14 protein-coding genes are annotated in these 15,241 nt (G+C 73.9%); 12 read left to right on the top strand and 2 right to left on the bottom strand.

The window, feature by feature from the left end; translation table 11 throughout:
* Nucleotides 1-24: 24 nt before the first annotated feature.
* From rsmD to GA0070613_RS01880, 9 genes are all read left to right on the top strand, one after another.
* On the top strand, nt 25-588 hold the full coding sequence (rsmD, locus tag GA0070613_RS01920; protein WP_089015687.1) for a 16S rRNA (guanine(966)-N(2))-methyltransferase RsmD: 564 nt from the start codon (nt 25-27) through the stop codon (nt 586-588).
* A complete protein-coding gene (gene coaD / locus GA0070613_RS01915) occupies nt 585-1,073 on the top strand; it encodes a pantetheine-phosphate adenylyltransferase (protein WP_089010695.1) in 489 nt (162 codons plus the stop codon). Before rsmD ends, coaD begins: the two co-directional genes overlap by 4 nt.
* Before the next feature lie 148 nt (nt 1,074-1,221).
* Nucleotides 1,222-1,719 (top strand): SPFH domain-containing protein, encoded by a 498-nt coding sequence (locus GA0070613_RS01910; RefSeq protein WP_089010694.1) that lies wholly within the window; start codon nt 1,222-1,224, stop codon nt 1,717-1,719.
* Between the two features lie 109 nt (nt 1,720-1,828).
* Nucleotides 1,829-2,392 carry a YceD family protein gene (locus tag GA0070613_RS01905; RefSeq protein WP_089010693.1) on the top strand — a complete coding sequence of 188 codons (564 nt, stop codon included), beginning with the start codon at nt 1,829-1,831 and terminating at the stop codon, nt 2,390-2,392.
* 5 nt (nt 2,393-2,397) lie between these two features.
* Complete coding sequence (rpmF, locus tag GA0070613_RS01900; protein WP_088963525.1) at nt 2,398-2,571, top strand: 50S ribosomal protein L32; 174 nt, start codon at nt 2,398-2,400, stop codon at nt 2,569-2,571.
* 111 nt (nt 2,572-2,682) lie between these two features.
* The gene (locus tag GA0070613_RS01895; protein ID WP_089010692.1) at nt 2,683-3,654 is read left to right on the top strand and encodes a phosphate acyltransferase PlsX; all 972 of its coding nucleotides are present in this window, start codon (nt 2,683-2,685) and stop codon (nt 3,652-3,654) included.
* Nucleotides 3,651-4,454 (top strand): ribonuclease III, encoded by an 804-nt coding sequence (gene rnc, locus GA0070613_RS01890; protein WP_231929629.1) that lies wholly within the window; start codon nt 3,651-3,653, stop codon nt 4,452-4,454. Before GA0070613_RS01895 ends, rnc begins: the two co-directional genes overlap by 4 nt.
* Nucleotides 4,447-5,304: a bifunctional DNA-formamidopyrimidine glycosylase/DNA-(apurinic or apyrimidinic site) lyase gene (gene mutM / locus GA0070613_RS01885; protein WP_089010691.1), complete on the top strand. Its 858-nt coding sequence runs from the start codon at nt 4,447-4,449 to the stop codon at nt 5,302-5,304. Before rnc ends, mutM begins: the two co-directional genes overlap by 8 nt.
* Nucleotides 5,305-5,539: 235 nt before the next feature.
* Nucleotides 5,540-7,756: an MMPL family transporter gene (locus GA0070613_RS01880; RefSeq protein WP_089010690.1), complete on the top strand. Its 2,217-nt coding sequence runs from the start codon at nt 5,540-5,542 to the stop codon at nt 7,754-7,756.
* Between the two features lie 226 nt (nt 7,757-7,982).
* On the opposite strand, the gene GA0070613_RS01875 is transcribed toward GA0070613_RS01880, so the two are convergent.
* Together GA0070613_RS01875 and GA0070613_RS01870 are read right to left on the bottom strand one after the other, a co-directional pair.
* Nucleotides 7,983-8,792 carry an endo alpha-1,4 polygalactosaminidase gene (locus GA0070613_RS01875; protein ID WP_231929628.1) on the bottom strand — a complete coding sequence of 270 codons (810 nt, stop codon included), beginning with the start codon at nt 8,790-8,792 and terminating at the stop codon, nt 7,983-7,985.
* Between the two features lie 170 nt (nt 8,793-8,962).
* On the bottom strand, nt 8,963-10,117 hold the full coding sequence (locus GA0070613_RS01870; protein WP_089010689.1) for a CAP domain-containing protein: 1,155 nt from the start codon (nt 10,115-10,117) through the stop codon (nt 8,963-8,965).
* A gap of 374 nt (nt 10,118-10,491) precedes the next feature.
* Between GA0070613_RS01870 and GA0070613_RS01865 the strand changes: the two genes are divergently transcribed.
* The 3 genes from GA0070613_RS01865 (at nt 10,492) to GA0070613_RS01855 (ending at nt 15,237) form a co-directional block, all read left to right on the top strand.
* Nucleotides 10,492-10,686, top strand: coding sequence for a hypothetical protein (locus GA0070613_RS01865; protein WP_089010688.1), 195 nt, complete (start codon nt 10,492-10,494; stop codon nt 10,684-10,686).
* 319 nt (nt 10,687-11,005) lie between these two features.
* On the top strand, nt 11,006-14,617 hold the full coding sequence (smc, locus tag GA0070613_RS01860) for a chromosome segregation protein SMC (RefSeq protein WP_089010687.1): 3,612 nt from the start codon (nt 11,006-11,008) through the stop codon (nt 14,615-14,617).
* Entirely contained in the window at nt 14,617-15,237 is a 621-nt protein-coding gene (locus tag GA0070613_RS01855; RefSeq protein WP_089010686.1) for an HAD family hydrolase, read from the top strand. Before smc ends, GA0070613_RS01855 begins: the two co-directional genes overlap by 1 nt.
* Nucleotides 15,238-15,241 lie beyond the last annotated feature (4 nt).

Here is a 15,241-nt window from a genome sequence, read left to right as displayed (position 1 = left end):
CTGGGACATGTGCAGGAGCAGACGGTGACCCGGATCGTGGCCGGGACGCTCGGCGGCCGACGCATCGCCGCGCCGCCCGGCGCCGGCACCCGGCCCACCTCGGACCGGGTCCGGGAGGCCCTGTTCAGCGCGGTGCAGGCCGAGGTGGACCTGGTCGGGGCGCGCTTCGCCGACCTCTACGCCGGCTCGGGTGCGGTCGGCCTGGAGGCGCTGTCCCGGGGCGCCGAGCACGTGCTGCTGGTCGAGTCCGACCCCCGGGCCGCCCGGGTGATCCGGGAGAACGTCGCCGCGCTGCGGGCCGCCCCGGCCGCCCGCCTGGTCACCGGCAAGGTGGCCACCGTGCTCGCGGCCGGCCCCGACGGTGCCCCGTACGACGTGGTCTTCGCCGACCCGCCGTACGCCGTACCCGACGAGGAGATCACCGCGCTGCTGGCCGCGCTGGTCGACGGCGGCTGGCTGGCCCCGGAGGCCCTGGTGGTGGTGGAGCGGTCCAGCCGGTCCGGACCGGTCGCCTGGGTGGAGGGCATCACGTCGGAGCGCAGCCGCCGCTACGGCGAGACCACCCTTTGGTACGGTCGCCGATCATGAGACGTGCGGTCTGTCCCGGCTCGTTCGATCCGGTCACCAACGGACACCTCGACATCATCGGCCGGGCCAGCCGGCTCTTCGACGAGGTGATCGTCGGCGTGCTGGTGAACCAGTCCAAGAGCGGCCTGTTCACCGTCGAGGAGCGGATCGACATGCTCCGCGAGGTGACGGCCTCCTACGACAACGTGCGGGTCGAGTCGTTCCGCGGGCTGCTGGTGGACTTCTGCCGGGCCCAGCGGGCGAGTGTGCTGATCAAGGGCCTGCGGGCGGTCAGCGACTTCGACTACGAGCTCCAGATGGCCCAGATGAACATCGGGCTGGCCGGCGTCGAGACGCTCTTCATGCCGACCAACCCGCTCTACTCGTTCCTCTCCTCCAGCCTGGTCAAGGACGTCGCCAAGTGGGGCGGGGACATCTCGTCGCACGTGCCGGACGTGGTCCGCGAGCAGCTGCGCACCCGGCTGGCTCCGGGGCAGCCCGGCTGACCCGACCGCCCGACGGCCCGGCGCGACGCGCCGGGCCCGGGGCGGATGGGCCACCTGTCGCCCGCGCACGACATCATTGGTGGAGCGGGAACCCGGCCGCAGCCCGCATCATGTAGGTCGGCCGAAGAACGACAGGAGTGAGGTACCGGTGGACCCGCTCGATCGCATCGACGAACTGATCGCCATGGTGGAGCAGGCCCGCTCCGTGCCCATGTCGCGCAACAACTGCATGGTCGACCGGGGCGAGATGATCGGCGCCCTCGACGAGCTGCGCGTCGAACTCCCCGCCGACCTGCGCCGGGCCGCCGCGCTGCTGGAGGAGCGCGACAAGATCATGGAGGCCGGCAAGCGGGAGGCCGACCGGATCATCAGCGAGGGTGAGGCGGAACACGCCCGCCTGGTCTCGGTGAACGAGATCACGGTCTCCGCCGAGCACGAGGGCGCCCGGATCATCGCGGAGGCCCGCGCCGAGGCCCAACGCCTCCGCGAGGAGGTCGACGACTACGTGGACACGGCGCTGGCCAACTTCGAGCAGTTCCTGACCCGGGCGCTGGCCTCGATAGAGCGCGGCCGGGACAAGATGCACGCCCTGCGGGAGATCGGCACCTTCGCTGGGGATGAGGCGGATCGCCCGTTACCCTTCTGAGCGGCACCTCACCAGCCGACAGGCAGGACGGACGTCGCCCCCGGTTCGACGGTCCGGCGGTCGCCCAGGTAACCTATTTTGTCGGCCTCTCACCGGCCGGAGTCTGACTATGCCCAAACACTCGCCTTCATCACTCAACCCCAGGTCGCCGCTGGTCCTCGACACGAGAGACCTGCCGCGTCGGCCTGGTGCGTTGCGTACGGTCAAGCGGGTCGTGCCGGCACCGGCGGACCTCGGCGTGGAGTTGATCGGTGTGCCGGAGGGCGCGGATCTCGACCTCGACCTGAGGTTGGAGTCGGTGTCCGAGGGCGTGCTCGTCTCCGGGACCATCAGCGGTCCCGTCAAGGGCGAGTGCGGCCGCTGCCTGCGCGAGATCGACGACTCGATGGTCGTGAACGTCCAGGAGCTGTACGCGTACGAGAACAGCACCACGGACACCACGACCGACGAGGACGAGGTGGGCCGGATGCAGGACGACCTGATCGACCTGGAGCCGGCGCTGCGGGACGCGGTGGTGCTCACACTGCCGACCAACCCGCTCTGCCGGGAGGACTGCCCAGGGCTGTGCCCCGAATGCGGGGTGCACTGGGACGATCTGCCGGCCGATCACAGCCATCAGCAGATCGACCCGCGTTGGGCGGGCCTGTCGCAACTGACCCGTAAAGAGGAGTAAGAACCGTGGCCGTCCCGAAGCGCAAGATGTCGCGCAGCAACACCCGGTCCCGCCGGGCGAACTGGAAGGCGGCCGTGGTCGCGACCGTGGCCTGCCCGCAGTGCAAGTCGGCGAAGCTGCCGCACGCCGCCTGCTCCGTCTGCGGCACCTACAACGGCCGCCAGGTTCTCGAGGTCTGACCTGGACGCCGAGTGACGCCCCCGACCGCGGGTCGGGCGGCGCGCGCACCCTGGCAATCGCCCGGTGCCCCGGCTCCCGCCACCGCCGGCCGTGCAGCGGCCGGCATTCCGGTGGAGCCGGGCACCGCGCGGATCGCCGTTGACCTCCTCGGCGGGGACGACGCTCCCGCCGTCGTGGTTGACGGCGCTCTGCGGGCCGTTCGCGCCGACCCCGACCTGCATCTGCTGCTCGTCGGTCCGACCGAGGTCGCCGGCGGGCTGATCGACGCCCTCGATCCGGCGCAGCGCGCCCGGATCGCGGTCCGGCCGGTCCGGACCGCGGTCGGCATGGCCGACCATCCCACCGCCGCCCGCGCGCACAGCACCGTCCGCGCCGCCGTCCACGCGGTACGCGAGGGGCTCGCGGACGCGCTCGTCTCCGCCGGTTCGACCGGCGCCACCGTCACCGCCGCCGCGCTGGGCTTCGGGCGCTGGTCCGACGTCCGCCGGCCGGCCCTGGTGGCCACCCTGCCCGCGGTCGCCGGCCCGGTGGTCCTGCTGGACGTCGGCGGCTCCCTGGAGCCCCGCCCGGCCACCCTCGCCCGGCACGCCGTCCTCGGCGCGGCCTACGCCGCCGTGGCGCACGGCGTCGTCGAGCCGCGGGTCGGCCTGCTCTCGGTCGGCACCGAGGCGGGCAAGGGCGACCGGCTGCGCCGGGCCGCCGACCCCGTGCTGGCCGCGGCGCCGCTGCCCTGCGGCGCCCGCTACGTCGGCCTGGTCGAGGGGTACGACGTCTCCCTCGGGGTGCGCGCCGATGTGGTGGTCACCGACGGGTTCACCGGTAACGTGCTGCTCAAGGCGATCGAGGGCGCGTACGCGATGGCCGGCGGTCCCCCCGCCAGCGGCGGCGCCCCCCGGGCGGCCGCGCTGCTCGGCGTGGCCGGCACGGTGGTCGTGTGCCACGGCGCGGCCCGGCCCGACGAGGTCGCCTCCGGCATCGCCCTCGCCGCTCACCTGTGGCGGCGCGGGGCCACCGAACTGATCTCCAGCCTGCTCGACGGCATTCCGCAGGATTCCGCACACGGCAACGAGGTAGTGCAATGACCAACGACAAGCGGCGGCGTGCTCCCATCGGTCACCTGGAGGCGGCCTTCGGGGTGTCGCTCGAACCGGAGCTGCTGGAGCGCGCGCTGACCCACCGTTCGTACGCGTACGAGAACGGCGGCCTGCCCACCAACGAGCGGTTGGAGTTCCTGGGCGACTCGGTGCTCGGCGTGGTGATCACCACGGCGCTCTTCCACAACCACCCGGACCTGCCGGAGGGGCAGCTCGCCAAGCTGCGGGCCAGCGTGGTGAACATGCGCGCCCTGGCCGACGTGGCGCGCGGCCTCGGTCCGGACGGGCTCGGCGCGTACCTGCTGCTGGGCAAGGGCGAGGAGAGCACCGGCGGCCGGGACAAGGCGAGCATCCTCGCGGACACCCTGGAGGCGCTGCTCGGCGCGATCTACCTCCAGTACGGCCTGGACACGGCGGCGATCGTGATCCACCGGCTGTTCGACCCGCTGATGGCCGAGTCGGCCGGCCGGGGCGCGGCCCTGGACTGGAAGACCAGCCTCCAGGAGCTGACCGCCGCGCTCGGGCTGGGCGTCCCGGAGTACCGGATCGAGGGCGCCGGCCCGGACCACCTGAAGACCTTCACCGCCTGGGTGGTGGTGGCCGGCAACCGGTACGGCGGCGCCGAGGGCCGGAGCAAGAAGGAGGCCGAGCAGCGGGCCGCCGAGTCGGCCTGGCGGATGCTGACCGCGCAGGCGGAGGCGGACGCCGCGCCAGCGGACCCGGTGGGCGACGTCACGCCGGGCGAGGCCGGCAGCGAGACCGCCGAGGCGGGCTTACGCCGTGCCTGAGCTGCCCGAGGTGGAGACGGTCCGGCAGGGGCTGGCCCAGTGGGTGGTCGGCCGCCGGATCACCGCGGTGGAGGTGCGCCACCCCCGCGCGGTGCGGCGGCACGAGCCCGGCGCGGCGCACTTCGCCGACGTGCTGTCCGACCGGACGGTGACCGACGTCCGACGGCGGGGCAAGTACCTCTGGCTGCCGCTGGACAGCGGCGACGCGCTGATCGGCCACCTTGGCATGTCCGGCCAGCTGCTGCTCCAGCCGGTCGGCGCGGCCGACGAGCTGCACCTGCGGGTCCGCTTCCGGTTCGCCGACGACGGCCCGGAGCTGCGCTTCGTCGACCAGCGCACGTTCGGCGGGCTGTCCGTGTCCGACGGCGGCGCCGAGCTGCCCGCCGAGATCGCGCACATCGCCCGGGACCCGATGGACCCGGAGTTCTCCGACGCCGGTTTCGTGGCGGCGCTGCGCCGGCGGCGTACCGAGGTGAAGCGGGCGCTGCTCGACCAGACCCTGATCTCCGGGGTGGGCAACATCTACGCCGACGAGGCGCTGTGGCGGGCGAAGCTGCACGGCACCCGCCCCACCGACGCGCTGACCGGGCCGGCCGCGCTTCGGCTGCTCGGCCACGTCCGGGACGTGCTCGGTGAGGCGATCAAGCAGGGCGGCACCAGCTTCGACGAGCTGTACGTCGACGTCAACGGCGAGAGCGGCTACTTCGATCGGTCGCTGAACGCGTACGGCCGGGAGGGTGAACCCTGCCGGCGGTGCGGTACGCCGATCCGCCGGGAGGCCTTCATGAACCGGTCGTCGTACAGTTGCCCGCGCTGCCAGCCCCGCCCCCGGGTTGCCCTGAGGGGTTGACCCCGAGACGGGCTCCGGGTTGCGCCGGTGTGCCTCCGCCGGTGGTCCCGGCGCGCCCCCGGGTTCGTACCCGGAAAATGCCTTCTGTCCGGTTGGCCGATCCGTGCCCACTCGGCCGGCCGGCGCTCGCCGGATCGGGGACGAGCCGGGGCCGTTCCCGGATGTCCGGGCCCCTCACGCTGCCTAGCGTCAGCACCGTCGGTAGGGAACCGACGCGTGGAGGGGGAAACCGGAGATGGGCAGACGACCGGTGACGGTGCGGTTGGCGCGGTGGAGTGCGGAGCACCCCTGGCGGGCGATCGCACTCTGGGTGGTCTTCGTGGCGGTGTGCTTTGTGGGGGGCAACGCCGCGGGCCTGACCGAGGCGACCGACCAGGACATGGCGATCGGCGAGGCGGGACGCGCCCAGCTGATCGTCGAGGGCGGCCAGTTCGACGACCCGGCCGTGGAGAACGTGCTGATCACGCCCCGCGCCGGGGGGCTCGACCAGACCGCGGCGAAGGCCGCCGCCGACGACGCCGGGGCGCGGCTGCGCCAGGTCACCGGCGTCGCCTCGGTGGGCACGCCGATGCCGTCCCGCGACGGCGGCGCGCTGCTCGTGCCGATCACCATGTCCGGCGACCCGGGGACCGCGTCGGACCGGGTGCAGCCGCTGCGCGACGCCACCGCGAAGGTGCAGGAGGCGCACCCCCAGCTGCGGATCGAGCAGGTCGGGGGGCCCTCGATCAACAAGGCGCTGGACGACACCCTGGGCCGGGACTTCAAGCGGGCCGAGCTGCTCAGCCTGCCGGTCACCCTGGCCATCCTGGTTATCGCGTTCGGGGCGCTGATCGCGGCGAGCGTCCCGGTGCTGCTGGCGCTCACCTCGGTGGCCGCGGCGATGGGGCTCTCCACCCTCGCCTCGCACCTGGTGCCGGCGACCGACACCACGGCCAGCGTGATCCTCCTGATCGGCATGGCCGTCGGCGTCGACTACTCGCTCTTCTACGTCCGGCGGGAACGGGAGGAGCGGGCCAGGGGTCGCGCCGGCCTGGACGCGGTGGAGATCGCGGCGGAGACCTCCGGGCACGCCGTGGTGGTCTCCGGCTTCGCCGTGATCATCTCGATGGCCGGGCTGCTGCTCGCCAACGACGCGGTCTTCTCCTCGCTCGCCATCGGCTCGATCCTGGTGGTCGCGGTCGCGGTGACCGGTTCGCTCACCGTGCTGCCGGCGCTCCTGGCCAAGCTGGGCCGCTGGGTCGACCGGCCCCGGGTGCCGCTGCTCTGGCGGCTCACCGCGCCGCGGACCGGTCGGCACGGCGAGCGGGCGCCGCGGTTCTGGCCGGCCGTGCTGCGCCCGGCGCTGCGCGCGCCGATGGCCACCCTGGTGGTCTCGGTCGGGCTGCTGCTCGCCCTGGCCGCCCCGGCGCTGGGCATGAAGCTGAAGTTCCCCGGCATGGAGGACCTGCCCCGGACCACGCCGGCCATGCAGGCGTACGACCGGCTCACCGCCGCCTTCCCGAGCACCGGCACCACCCACACCGTGGCGGTGCGGGCGCCGGCCGCGCAGGCCGACCGGGTCCGCGCGGCGCTGACCGACCTGGCCGGCCGAGCCGCCGCCGACCCGCTCTTCGCGCCGGCCGAGGGGGACGGCCCGAAGATCGAGGTGTCGGCGGACCGGCGGGTGTCGGTGCTGGAGGTGGCCACCCCGTACGCCAGCCGCACCGACGAGGCGGCCCGGTCGATGCACGAGCTCCGCGACGACCTGGCGCCGGCCGCGCTGCGCGGCATCCCGGGCATCGAGTACGCGATCGGCGGCGGCGTCGCCGACAGCGAGGACTACGCCGCGCACATCAAGGAGAAGCTGCCGCTGGTGGTGGGCTTCGTGCTGGCGTTGACCTTCCTGGTGATGGCGTGGACGTTCCGGTCGGTGGTGGTCGCGCTCACCTCCATCACCCTCAACCTGCTCTCCGCCGGGGCGGCGTACGGGCTGCTGGTGCTGGTCTTCCAGGGTGACTGGGCGGAGGGGGTGCTCGGCTTCACCTCGATGGGGGCGATCGTCTCCTGGCTGCCCCTCTTCCTCTTCGTGGTGCTCTTCGGCCTGTCGATGGACTACCACGTCTTCGTGGTCAGCCGGATCCGCGAGGGGATCCGCAACGGCATGACCAACCGGGAGGCGGTGGCGTACGGGATCACCTCCTCGGCGGGCGTGGTGACCAGCGCGGCGATCGTGATGGTCGGGGTCTTCGCGATCTTCGCCTCGCTCAGCACGATCGACATGAAGCAGCTCGGCATCGGGCTGGCCGCGGCGATCCTGCTGGACGCCACGATCATCCGGGCGGTGGTGCTGCCGTCCCTGATGACCCTGCTCGGCGACGCGAACTGGTGGGCGCCGCGCTTCCTGCGGGCCCGGGCGGCGACCCCGCCGGCCGACCCGCCCACCCCGGCGCCGGAGCTCGTCGGCGCCCGCTGACCGCCGGCGTACGGAGGGCCCGGACCGCACCCGGTCCGGGCCCTGCGGCGCGCCTGCCGGCCGGACCCGGTGAGGTGTCGCCCACCGTCGGCGTTACGGCAGGATCAACAGACCGACCGGCGGGGCATCTGGGCCGCCACGGATGAACTGCGCATGTCGTTTCCCGCGGCAGTGCGCCCTGGCCGCCTCGGCGCGCTGCCGGGGCCCGGTCACGCCGGCAGCCGGGTCAGGGGAGCGGGCAGGTCTCCCGCCAGGCGTCCAGGTCGCGGTCCTTGCGGATGGAGGTGAACCCGTACCCCACGGTGGTCACGCAGAACCCGGACGGGCTGCCGGCGTACTCGACGTGGAAGACCGGCTTGCGGGCGTCGGCGAAGGGCAGCAGTTTGGCGCACTCCCGCAGCCGGACGCACTCCTCGTTGACCGCGAAGTCGAAGTCGGGCGCCAGCGCGGCGACCTGCGGCACGTCGTTGACCAGGCCGGGGGAGAGGTCGAGGGACCGGGCGAGCGTGGCCAGCCGGCGGTTGAACAGCAACTGGTCGTCGAAGCCCAGCGGGAAGCCGGGCCGGTGCAGGTAGCCGTCGGCGTCGGCGAGTGCCACACCCCCGAAGCCCTTGCCCCGGCACAGCCGGAACCGGTCGGCCAGCACCGGCTCCAGCGCGTCCCACTGCCGTACGTCAAGCCACCGGCTGCCCGGCCGGCCCGCCACTGCGGCGCCGCGGACCGTGGTCGGGAAGCGGGTGGCGTCCGGGTCCGTGCCGGCGTACGTGCCGACCCGGACCTGGCACACCAGCCGGCGGTCCCGGGCGCGCAGCGCCGCGGTCTCGGTCGAGGTGGTCCGCACCGGGTCGAGCAGGAAGACGTCCGCCTCGACGCTGACGTCGAGCGGGCCGCTGAGCTGCCACTGCCACTGCCAGCGACGGGCCGACTCGGTCGGCCAGGGGGTGGGCGCCCCGGGCGGGACGAGCTCGGCCCGGCAGCCGGGCACCGGGGTGAGCAGCAGCAACGGCACCAGCGCCGGCAGGGTCCGGCGCAGCACGCGCCGGAGGGCGCGCGCTGGCCGGACCCACGATGCGGGCCGGGCCGGCCGGATCCGCATCGGCAGCTCCCGGGTCGCGGGCGGCACTCCGCCGCCTGAGCCGGTACCCCGGGCTGGCCCCGGCGTACCTCACCCGGTCAAACGAGCGCGAACCCGGTCACGACTCGCGTTCAGCGCGGGGTGCCGAAGTCCTGCGTCCAGTACGGACCGTTGCTCCGTGCCACCCCGACGCCGATCTCGGTGAAGGAGCAGTTGAGGATGTTGGCCCGGTGGCCCGGGCTGTTCATCCAGGCGTCCATGACGGCGGCCGGACTCTGCTGGTTCCAGGCGACGTTCTCGCCGTACCCGCGCCAGGCGTAGCCGACCCGGTCGAGCCGGTCGCCGACGTCGCTGCCGTCGCTGCCGTCGTGCGACATCGTCTTGTGGTCGGCCTGGTCCTGGCTGTGCGCCTGGGCGGCCCGCATCAGCTTGTCGTCGATGCTGAGCGCCTTGCAGCCGGCCTTGGCCCGCTCCTGGTTGACCAGGTCGACCACCTGTTGGAGCTCGGCGGTGATCCGGCCCGTCGAGGTGGTGGCGGTGCTGCGGCTCGGCGCGGCGGCGCGGTCGAGCTGACGGGACGGGGCGGTGGTGCGGCTGGGCTTCGGCGCGGCCGTCCGGCTGGCCGAGGGGCTCGGCCGGGCGGTGCTCGGCTTGACCGTGGGGGAGGCCGGGGCAAGCGCGTCACCGGGGGCGGCGTCGGTGCTCGGCACGGCAGGGGCGGCGGCCACTGTGTCGTCGACGGCCGTCGGATCGGCCTGCTGGTCGCTGGCCGGCACCAGCAGGGCACCCACGCCCAGGCTGACCACCAGGGTCGCCACTGCGGCGGCCCCACCGATCAGGAGGGGACGGCGAGAGCGCCGGGCCTGCCGGTGCCGTCCCTCGCCGGAGCCGCCGGGGCCCGCGTCCGGGGCGGCCCGGAACGCGGTGAGGTCGGCCGGGGCCGCCCCGTCGAACCCCGGGTGGGCACCCGCGGGCTCGAACGGGGCGGCCGGGAAGGGCAGCTCGCCCGTGCGGTCGGTGCCGTGGGCGTCCGGCCGCTCGAACGGCCCGACCGGGAAGGGGAGTTCACCGGTGCGGTCGGGCTGCCACTGCTCGGTGGGGTGCTCCCGCCAGGCGTCGACGGGCTCCGCCCGCCAGGCGTCGACGGGTTCCCCCGGCTCGTCGCCGAAGAGGTAGGACGACCGCGGCTCCGGCCGGTCGGTGAGCCACGCCGGGGGGTGGTCGGTCGGCGGCTCGGGACGCCGGTGAGCGTCGTCCGGGTCGGTCGGGTCGGTCCAGCGGTACACGCCTGTCGCCTCCACGGGGTCGGTTGCGGGCCGGGCTGACCGTACGGGCGGGCCACGAGCTGCGGCAACGTGGCTAAGAAAGAGTTAAGGGGAAGCGGACACCCGGGTGCAGGCGTTCGCACAATCCCGGGCGTACAGTTAAGTCGTCCGGACAGAGCGTGTCCGCGCCTTGTGGCAGCCCCCCGACAAGTGGACAGGTGGACGTGGAGATGATCTACGGCCTGCCAGAACTTGACGAAGGAGGGGTTTTCGGCTCAATATGTAGGTGTCGCCAGTCGCGCCCGGTCATGCCCACTTATCGGTGGGAAGACAGCCGCGAACACCAGGGGCGCGCGTTGGCCGGCCTTTCCGGCAGCGCATATCAAGGAGTCAGCATGGCGAAGGCCCTCTACGGCCACGTAGGTGCAGCGCCCGACCGGCGTCTGCTCGACGAGGTCACCCGACTGCGTGCCAGGGTTCAGGCACTGGAGTTCGAGATCACGCGTCTGCGCGCCGAGAATGATCGGCTTGCGGCGGCTGCGGCGGAGGCTGACGACCTCCTTCGACTGGCCGAGCCCGCGCTGACCTGATCTCCGGTTGTCGGAAAACTGAATCGCACCACACAAAAACGCGCGCCGACACTCAAGTGCCGGCGCGCAGTTCTGTCCGCACCCATTTCCACGCCGACTTCTCGATCTTGTGAATCGCCAGGGAATGCGCACGAGGGCGCGGAACGCGAATAGCGATCTTGTATTTCCCGCCACTGCCGAAGACTGCTCGCGGATCGGGACGCGACCGGCGTGGGGTGGGTCGCGTACCGGGGCGCCCCGGCCCCCGGGATAGTCTGCGGGTTCACCAGGTCCGCGCAGCCGGCGACGGTACGGCGGCCACCGGACGAGGATCGAGAAGGTGCATCTCAAGAGCCTGACGGTGAAGGGCTTCAAATCCTTCGCCTCCGCGACGACGTTGAAGCTGGAGCCCGGGATCACCTGCGTGGTGGGTCCGAACGGCTCCGGCAAGTCCAACGTCGTCGACGCCATCGCCTGGGTGCTCGGCGAGCAGGGCGCCAAGGCGCTGCGCGGCGGCAAGATGGAGGACGTCATCTTCGCCGGCACCGCCGGGCGGGCGCCGCTGGGCCGGGCCGAGGTCACCCTCACCATCGACAACACCGACGGCGCGCTGCCGATCGAGTACACCGAGGTCTCCATCACCCGCCGGATGTTCCGCTCCGGCGAGAGCGAGTACGAGATCAACGGCGACTCCTGCCGGCTGCTGGACATCCAGGAGCTGCTGTCGGACTCCGGCATCGGCCGGGAGATGCACATCATCGTCGGCCAGGGACGGCTCGACGGCATGCTGCACGCCAAGCCGGAGGACCGGCGGGCGTTCATCGAGGAGGCGGCGGGCGTCCTCAAGCACCGCAAGCGCAAGGAGAAGGCGCTGCGGAAGCTCGACGCGATGCAGACCAACCTCAACCGCCTCACCGACCTCACCGCCGAGCTGCGCCGCCAGCTCAAGCCGCTGGGCCGGCAGGCCGAGGTGGCCCGCCGCGCCGCCGCCATCCAGGCCAACCTGCGCGACGCCCGGCTGCGGCTGCTCGCCGACGACCTGGCCACGCTGCGCACCACGCTGGACAAGGAGATCGCCGACGAGACGGCGCTGCGCGAGCGGCGCGAACAGATCGAGGCCGAGCACGGCGAGGTGCAGGCCCGGCTCGGCGAGCTGGAGGCCGCCCTCGCCGAGGACGCGCCGCTGCTCGCCGCCGCCCAGGACGCCTGGTACAAGCTCTCCGCCCTGCAGGAGCGGTTCCGCTCGATCGAGCAGCTCGCCCGGGAGCGGCTGCGCCACCTCAGCACCACCGGCGACGACGAGCGCCCCGGCCGCGACCCCGACCAGCTGGAGGCCGAGTCCCAGCGCGTCCGGGAGCAGGAGGAGGAGCTGCGCGCGGCGCTCACCGACGACCAGGTCCGCCTCGCCGAGGCCGTCGAGCACCGGCAGGAGCTGGAACGCCAGCTCGCCGCGGCCGAACGCGAGCTGGTCGCCGCCGCCAAGGCCATCGCCGACCGGCGGGAGGGGCTGGCCCGGCTCACCGGTCAGGTCAACTCCGCGCGGGCGCGGACCACCAGCGCGGGCGAGGAGATCGAGCGGCTCGCCGCCGCCCACTCCGACGCCCTGGCCCGCGCCGAGCAGGCCCAGGCCGAGCTGGACGCCGTCGAGGAGGTGTCCACCGAGGCGGACCGGGACAACGCCGACCTGGACGCCCGGCACGCCGAGGCGGTAACCGCCCAGGAGCGGGCCCGGGCCACCGTCCGGGCCCTCGCCGACGCCGAACGCGCCGCCGAGAAGGACGCCGCCACCTGGAAGGCCCGCGAGGAGGCGCTCGCCCTCGGCCTGCGCCGCAAGGACGGCGCCGGCGCGCTGCTGGCCCGCGCCGACCAGGTGCCCGGCCTGCTCGGCAGCCTGGCCGGGCTGCTCACCGTCACCCCGGGCCACGAGGCCGCGCTGGCCGCCGCGCTGGGCGGGCTCGCCGACGCGGTGGCGGTCAGCGGGGTGGACGAGGCCGTCGAGGCGATGCGGCTGCTGAAGATCTCCGACGCCGGGCGGGCCGGACTGCTGGTGGGCAGCCCCGCCGGGCCCGGCATGGCCGGGCCGGCCGACGCGCTGCGCCCCAAGCTGCCGGAGCACGCCCGCTGGGCGCCCGACCTGGTGGAGTGCGCCGCGGAGATCCGTCCGGCCGTGCACCGGGCCCTGCGCGACGTGGTGCTGGTCGACGACCTCGCCGCCGCCGCCGAGCTGGTCGCCGGCAACCCGGAGCTGCGCGCGGTCACCCCGGACGGCGACGTGGTCGGGGCGTACGCGGCGGCCGGCGGGTCGGCCAAGGCGCCCAGCTACATCGAGGTGCAGGCCGCCGTCGAGGAGGCCCGGGCCAACCGGATCACCGCCGAACGGACCAGCGCCGAACTGCGTGAGCAGCTCGTCGACGCGCGCTCCGAGGTGGCCGCCGCGAAGGAGGCCGTACAGCACGCCGCGGCCGCCAAGCGGGAGGCGGAGAGCCACCGCAACGCGGCCGCCCGCCGGCTCGCCGAGCTGGGCGCCGCGGCCCGTTCGGCGAAGGCCGAGACGGACCGGCTGGGCGACTCCCGGGCCCGCGCCGAGGCGGCCCGGGAGCGCGACCTGTTGGCCCTGGCCGAGCTCGAGGAGCGGCTGCGGCTGGCCGAGGACACCCCGCTCGACGCCGAACCGTCCACCGAGGAACGCGACCAGCTCGCCGCGATGGTGCCGCAGGCCCGGCAGAACGAGATGGAGGTCCGGCTGGCGGTGCGTACCGCCGAGGAGCGGGTCTCGTCGATCGCCGGACGGGCCGACTCCCTCGCCCGGCAGGCGACCGCCGAGCGGGCCGCGCGGGAACGCGCGGCGGCCCGGCGGGCGGCCCGGACCCGCGGCGCGGCGATCGCCCGCGCCGTGGTCGGCGGCGCCCGCGAGGCGCTGACCCGCCTCACCGACTCCATCGCCCGGGCAGAGGAGCGCCGCGACGCCGTCGCCCGCGAGCGCGCCGGCCGGGAGGCGGAGCTCCAGGAGGTACGCGGCGCGGCCAAGCGCCTCGGCGCGGAGCTGGAGCGGCTGACCAGCCAGGTGCACCGGGATGAGGTGGCCCGCGCCGAGCAGCGGCTGCGCATCGAGCAGCTGGAGGCCAAGGCCGCCGAGGACTTCGGCCTCGACGTGGAGACCCTGGTCGCCGAGTACGGCCCGGCGCAGCTCGTCCCGCCCACCCAGGTGGACGTCGCGGCGGCCGAACGGGACGGCCTGCCGGTGCCCGAGCCGGTCCGGTACGAGCGGCCGGTGCAGGAGAAGCGGGCCGCCAAGGCGGAACGGGAGCTGGCCCTGCTCGGCAAGGTCAACCCCCTCGCGCTGGAGGAGTTCGCCGCGCTGGAGGAGCGCTACAAGTTCCTCTCCGAGCAGCTGGAGGACCTCAAGGCCACCCGCCGGGACCTGCTCACCGTGGTCAAGGACGTCGACGACCGGATCCTGGAGGTCTTCGCCAGCGCGTTCGAGGACACCGCCCGGGAGTTCGAGCAGGTCTTCACCGTGCTCTTCCCCGGCGGCGAGGGCCGGCTGATCCTCACCGACCCGGAAGACCTGCTCACCACCGGCGTGGAGGTGGAGGCCCGGCCGCCGGGCAAGAAGATCAAGCGGCTGTCGCTGCTCTCCGGCGGCGAGCGGTCGCTGACCGCGGTGGCGATGTTGGTGGCGATCTTCCGCGCCCGACCCAGCCCGTTCTACATCATGGACGAGGTGGAGGCGGCCCTCGACGACGTGAACCTCGGCCGCCTGATCACGCTGCTGGCTCAGCTGCGGGAGAAGAGCCAGCTGATCGTGATCACCCACCAGAAGCGGACGATGGAGATCGCCGACGCGCTCTACGGCGTGACCATGCGCAGCGGCGTCACCCAGGTGATCAGCCAACGGCTCAACCGGGCCGAGGACGACGAGCGGCCTGGCCGCGGCGAGGAGAACGACTAGTGGCTCGGGAACGCGCGACGGCGCTCCTGGTGGACTTCGACGGCGTGCTGCGCCACTGGGACCCGGCGGTGGCCGCCGGCGTCGAGCGGGAGTACGGCCTCTCCGAGGGCGTCCTCGGCGAGATCGCCATGCAGTGGGGGCGGCTCCAGCCGGTGCTGACCGGCCGGGTCAGCCACGCCGAGTGGGTGTCCAGCGTGGCCGACGCGCTGGCCGGGTCGGTGGGCAGCCCGGAGCAGGCCCGAGCGGCCGTCGAGGAGTGGCAGCGCTACCGGGGTGAGGTCGACGCCGACGTGCTGGCGTTCATCCGCGAGGTCCGGACGGCCGGCGTACGGGTGGGACTGGGCACCAACGCCACCGACCTGCTCGACGCCGACCTGGCCGCGCTCGGGCTGACCGACGACTTCGACGTGGTGGTCAACTCCTCGGTCATCGGGGTGCACAAGCCGGCCAAGGAGTACTTCCAGGCCGCCTACGAGGCGCTGGAGACCCCACCGTCGCGGGTGCTCTTCGTCGACGACGAGGACTGGGCGGTCCGGGGCGCCCGCGCCGCCGGCCTGTCCGCGCACCGCTGGAGCGGCCCGACGGACCTGCGCTACCTGCGGGCCGCGCTGGCGTACTGAGGCC

This window comes from Micromonospora inositola (assembly GCF_900090285.1).
GTDB classification, from domain to species: domain Bacteria; phylum Actinomycetota; class Actinomycetes; order Mycobacteriales; family Micromonosporaceae; genus Micromonospora; species Micromonospora inositola.
This window is presented reverse-complemented; position numbering and strand designations above follow the sequence as displayed.

Coding starts and splice junctions, on each gene's coding strand:
- rnc (WP_231929629.1), top strand. CDS start 3,651: ATGACCAACGACAAGCGGCGGCGTGCTCCCATCGGTCACCTGGAGGCG.
- GA0070613_RS01905 (WP_089010693.1), top strand. CDS start 1,829: ATGCCCAAACACTCGCCTTCATCACTCAACCCCAGGTCGCCGCTGGTC.
- coaD (WP_089010695.1), top strand. CDS start 585: ATGAGACGTGCGGTCTGTCCCGGCTCGTTCGATCCGGTCACCAACGGA.
- GA0070613_RS01880 (WP_089010690.1), top strand. CDS start 5,540: ATGGGCAGACGACCGGTGACGGTGCGGTTGGCGCGGTGGAGTGCGGAG.
- GA0070613_RS01865 (WP_089010688.1), top strand. CDS start 10,492: ATGGCGAAGGCCCTCTACGGCCACGTAGGTGCAGCGCCCGACCGGCGT.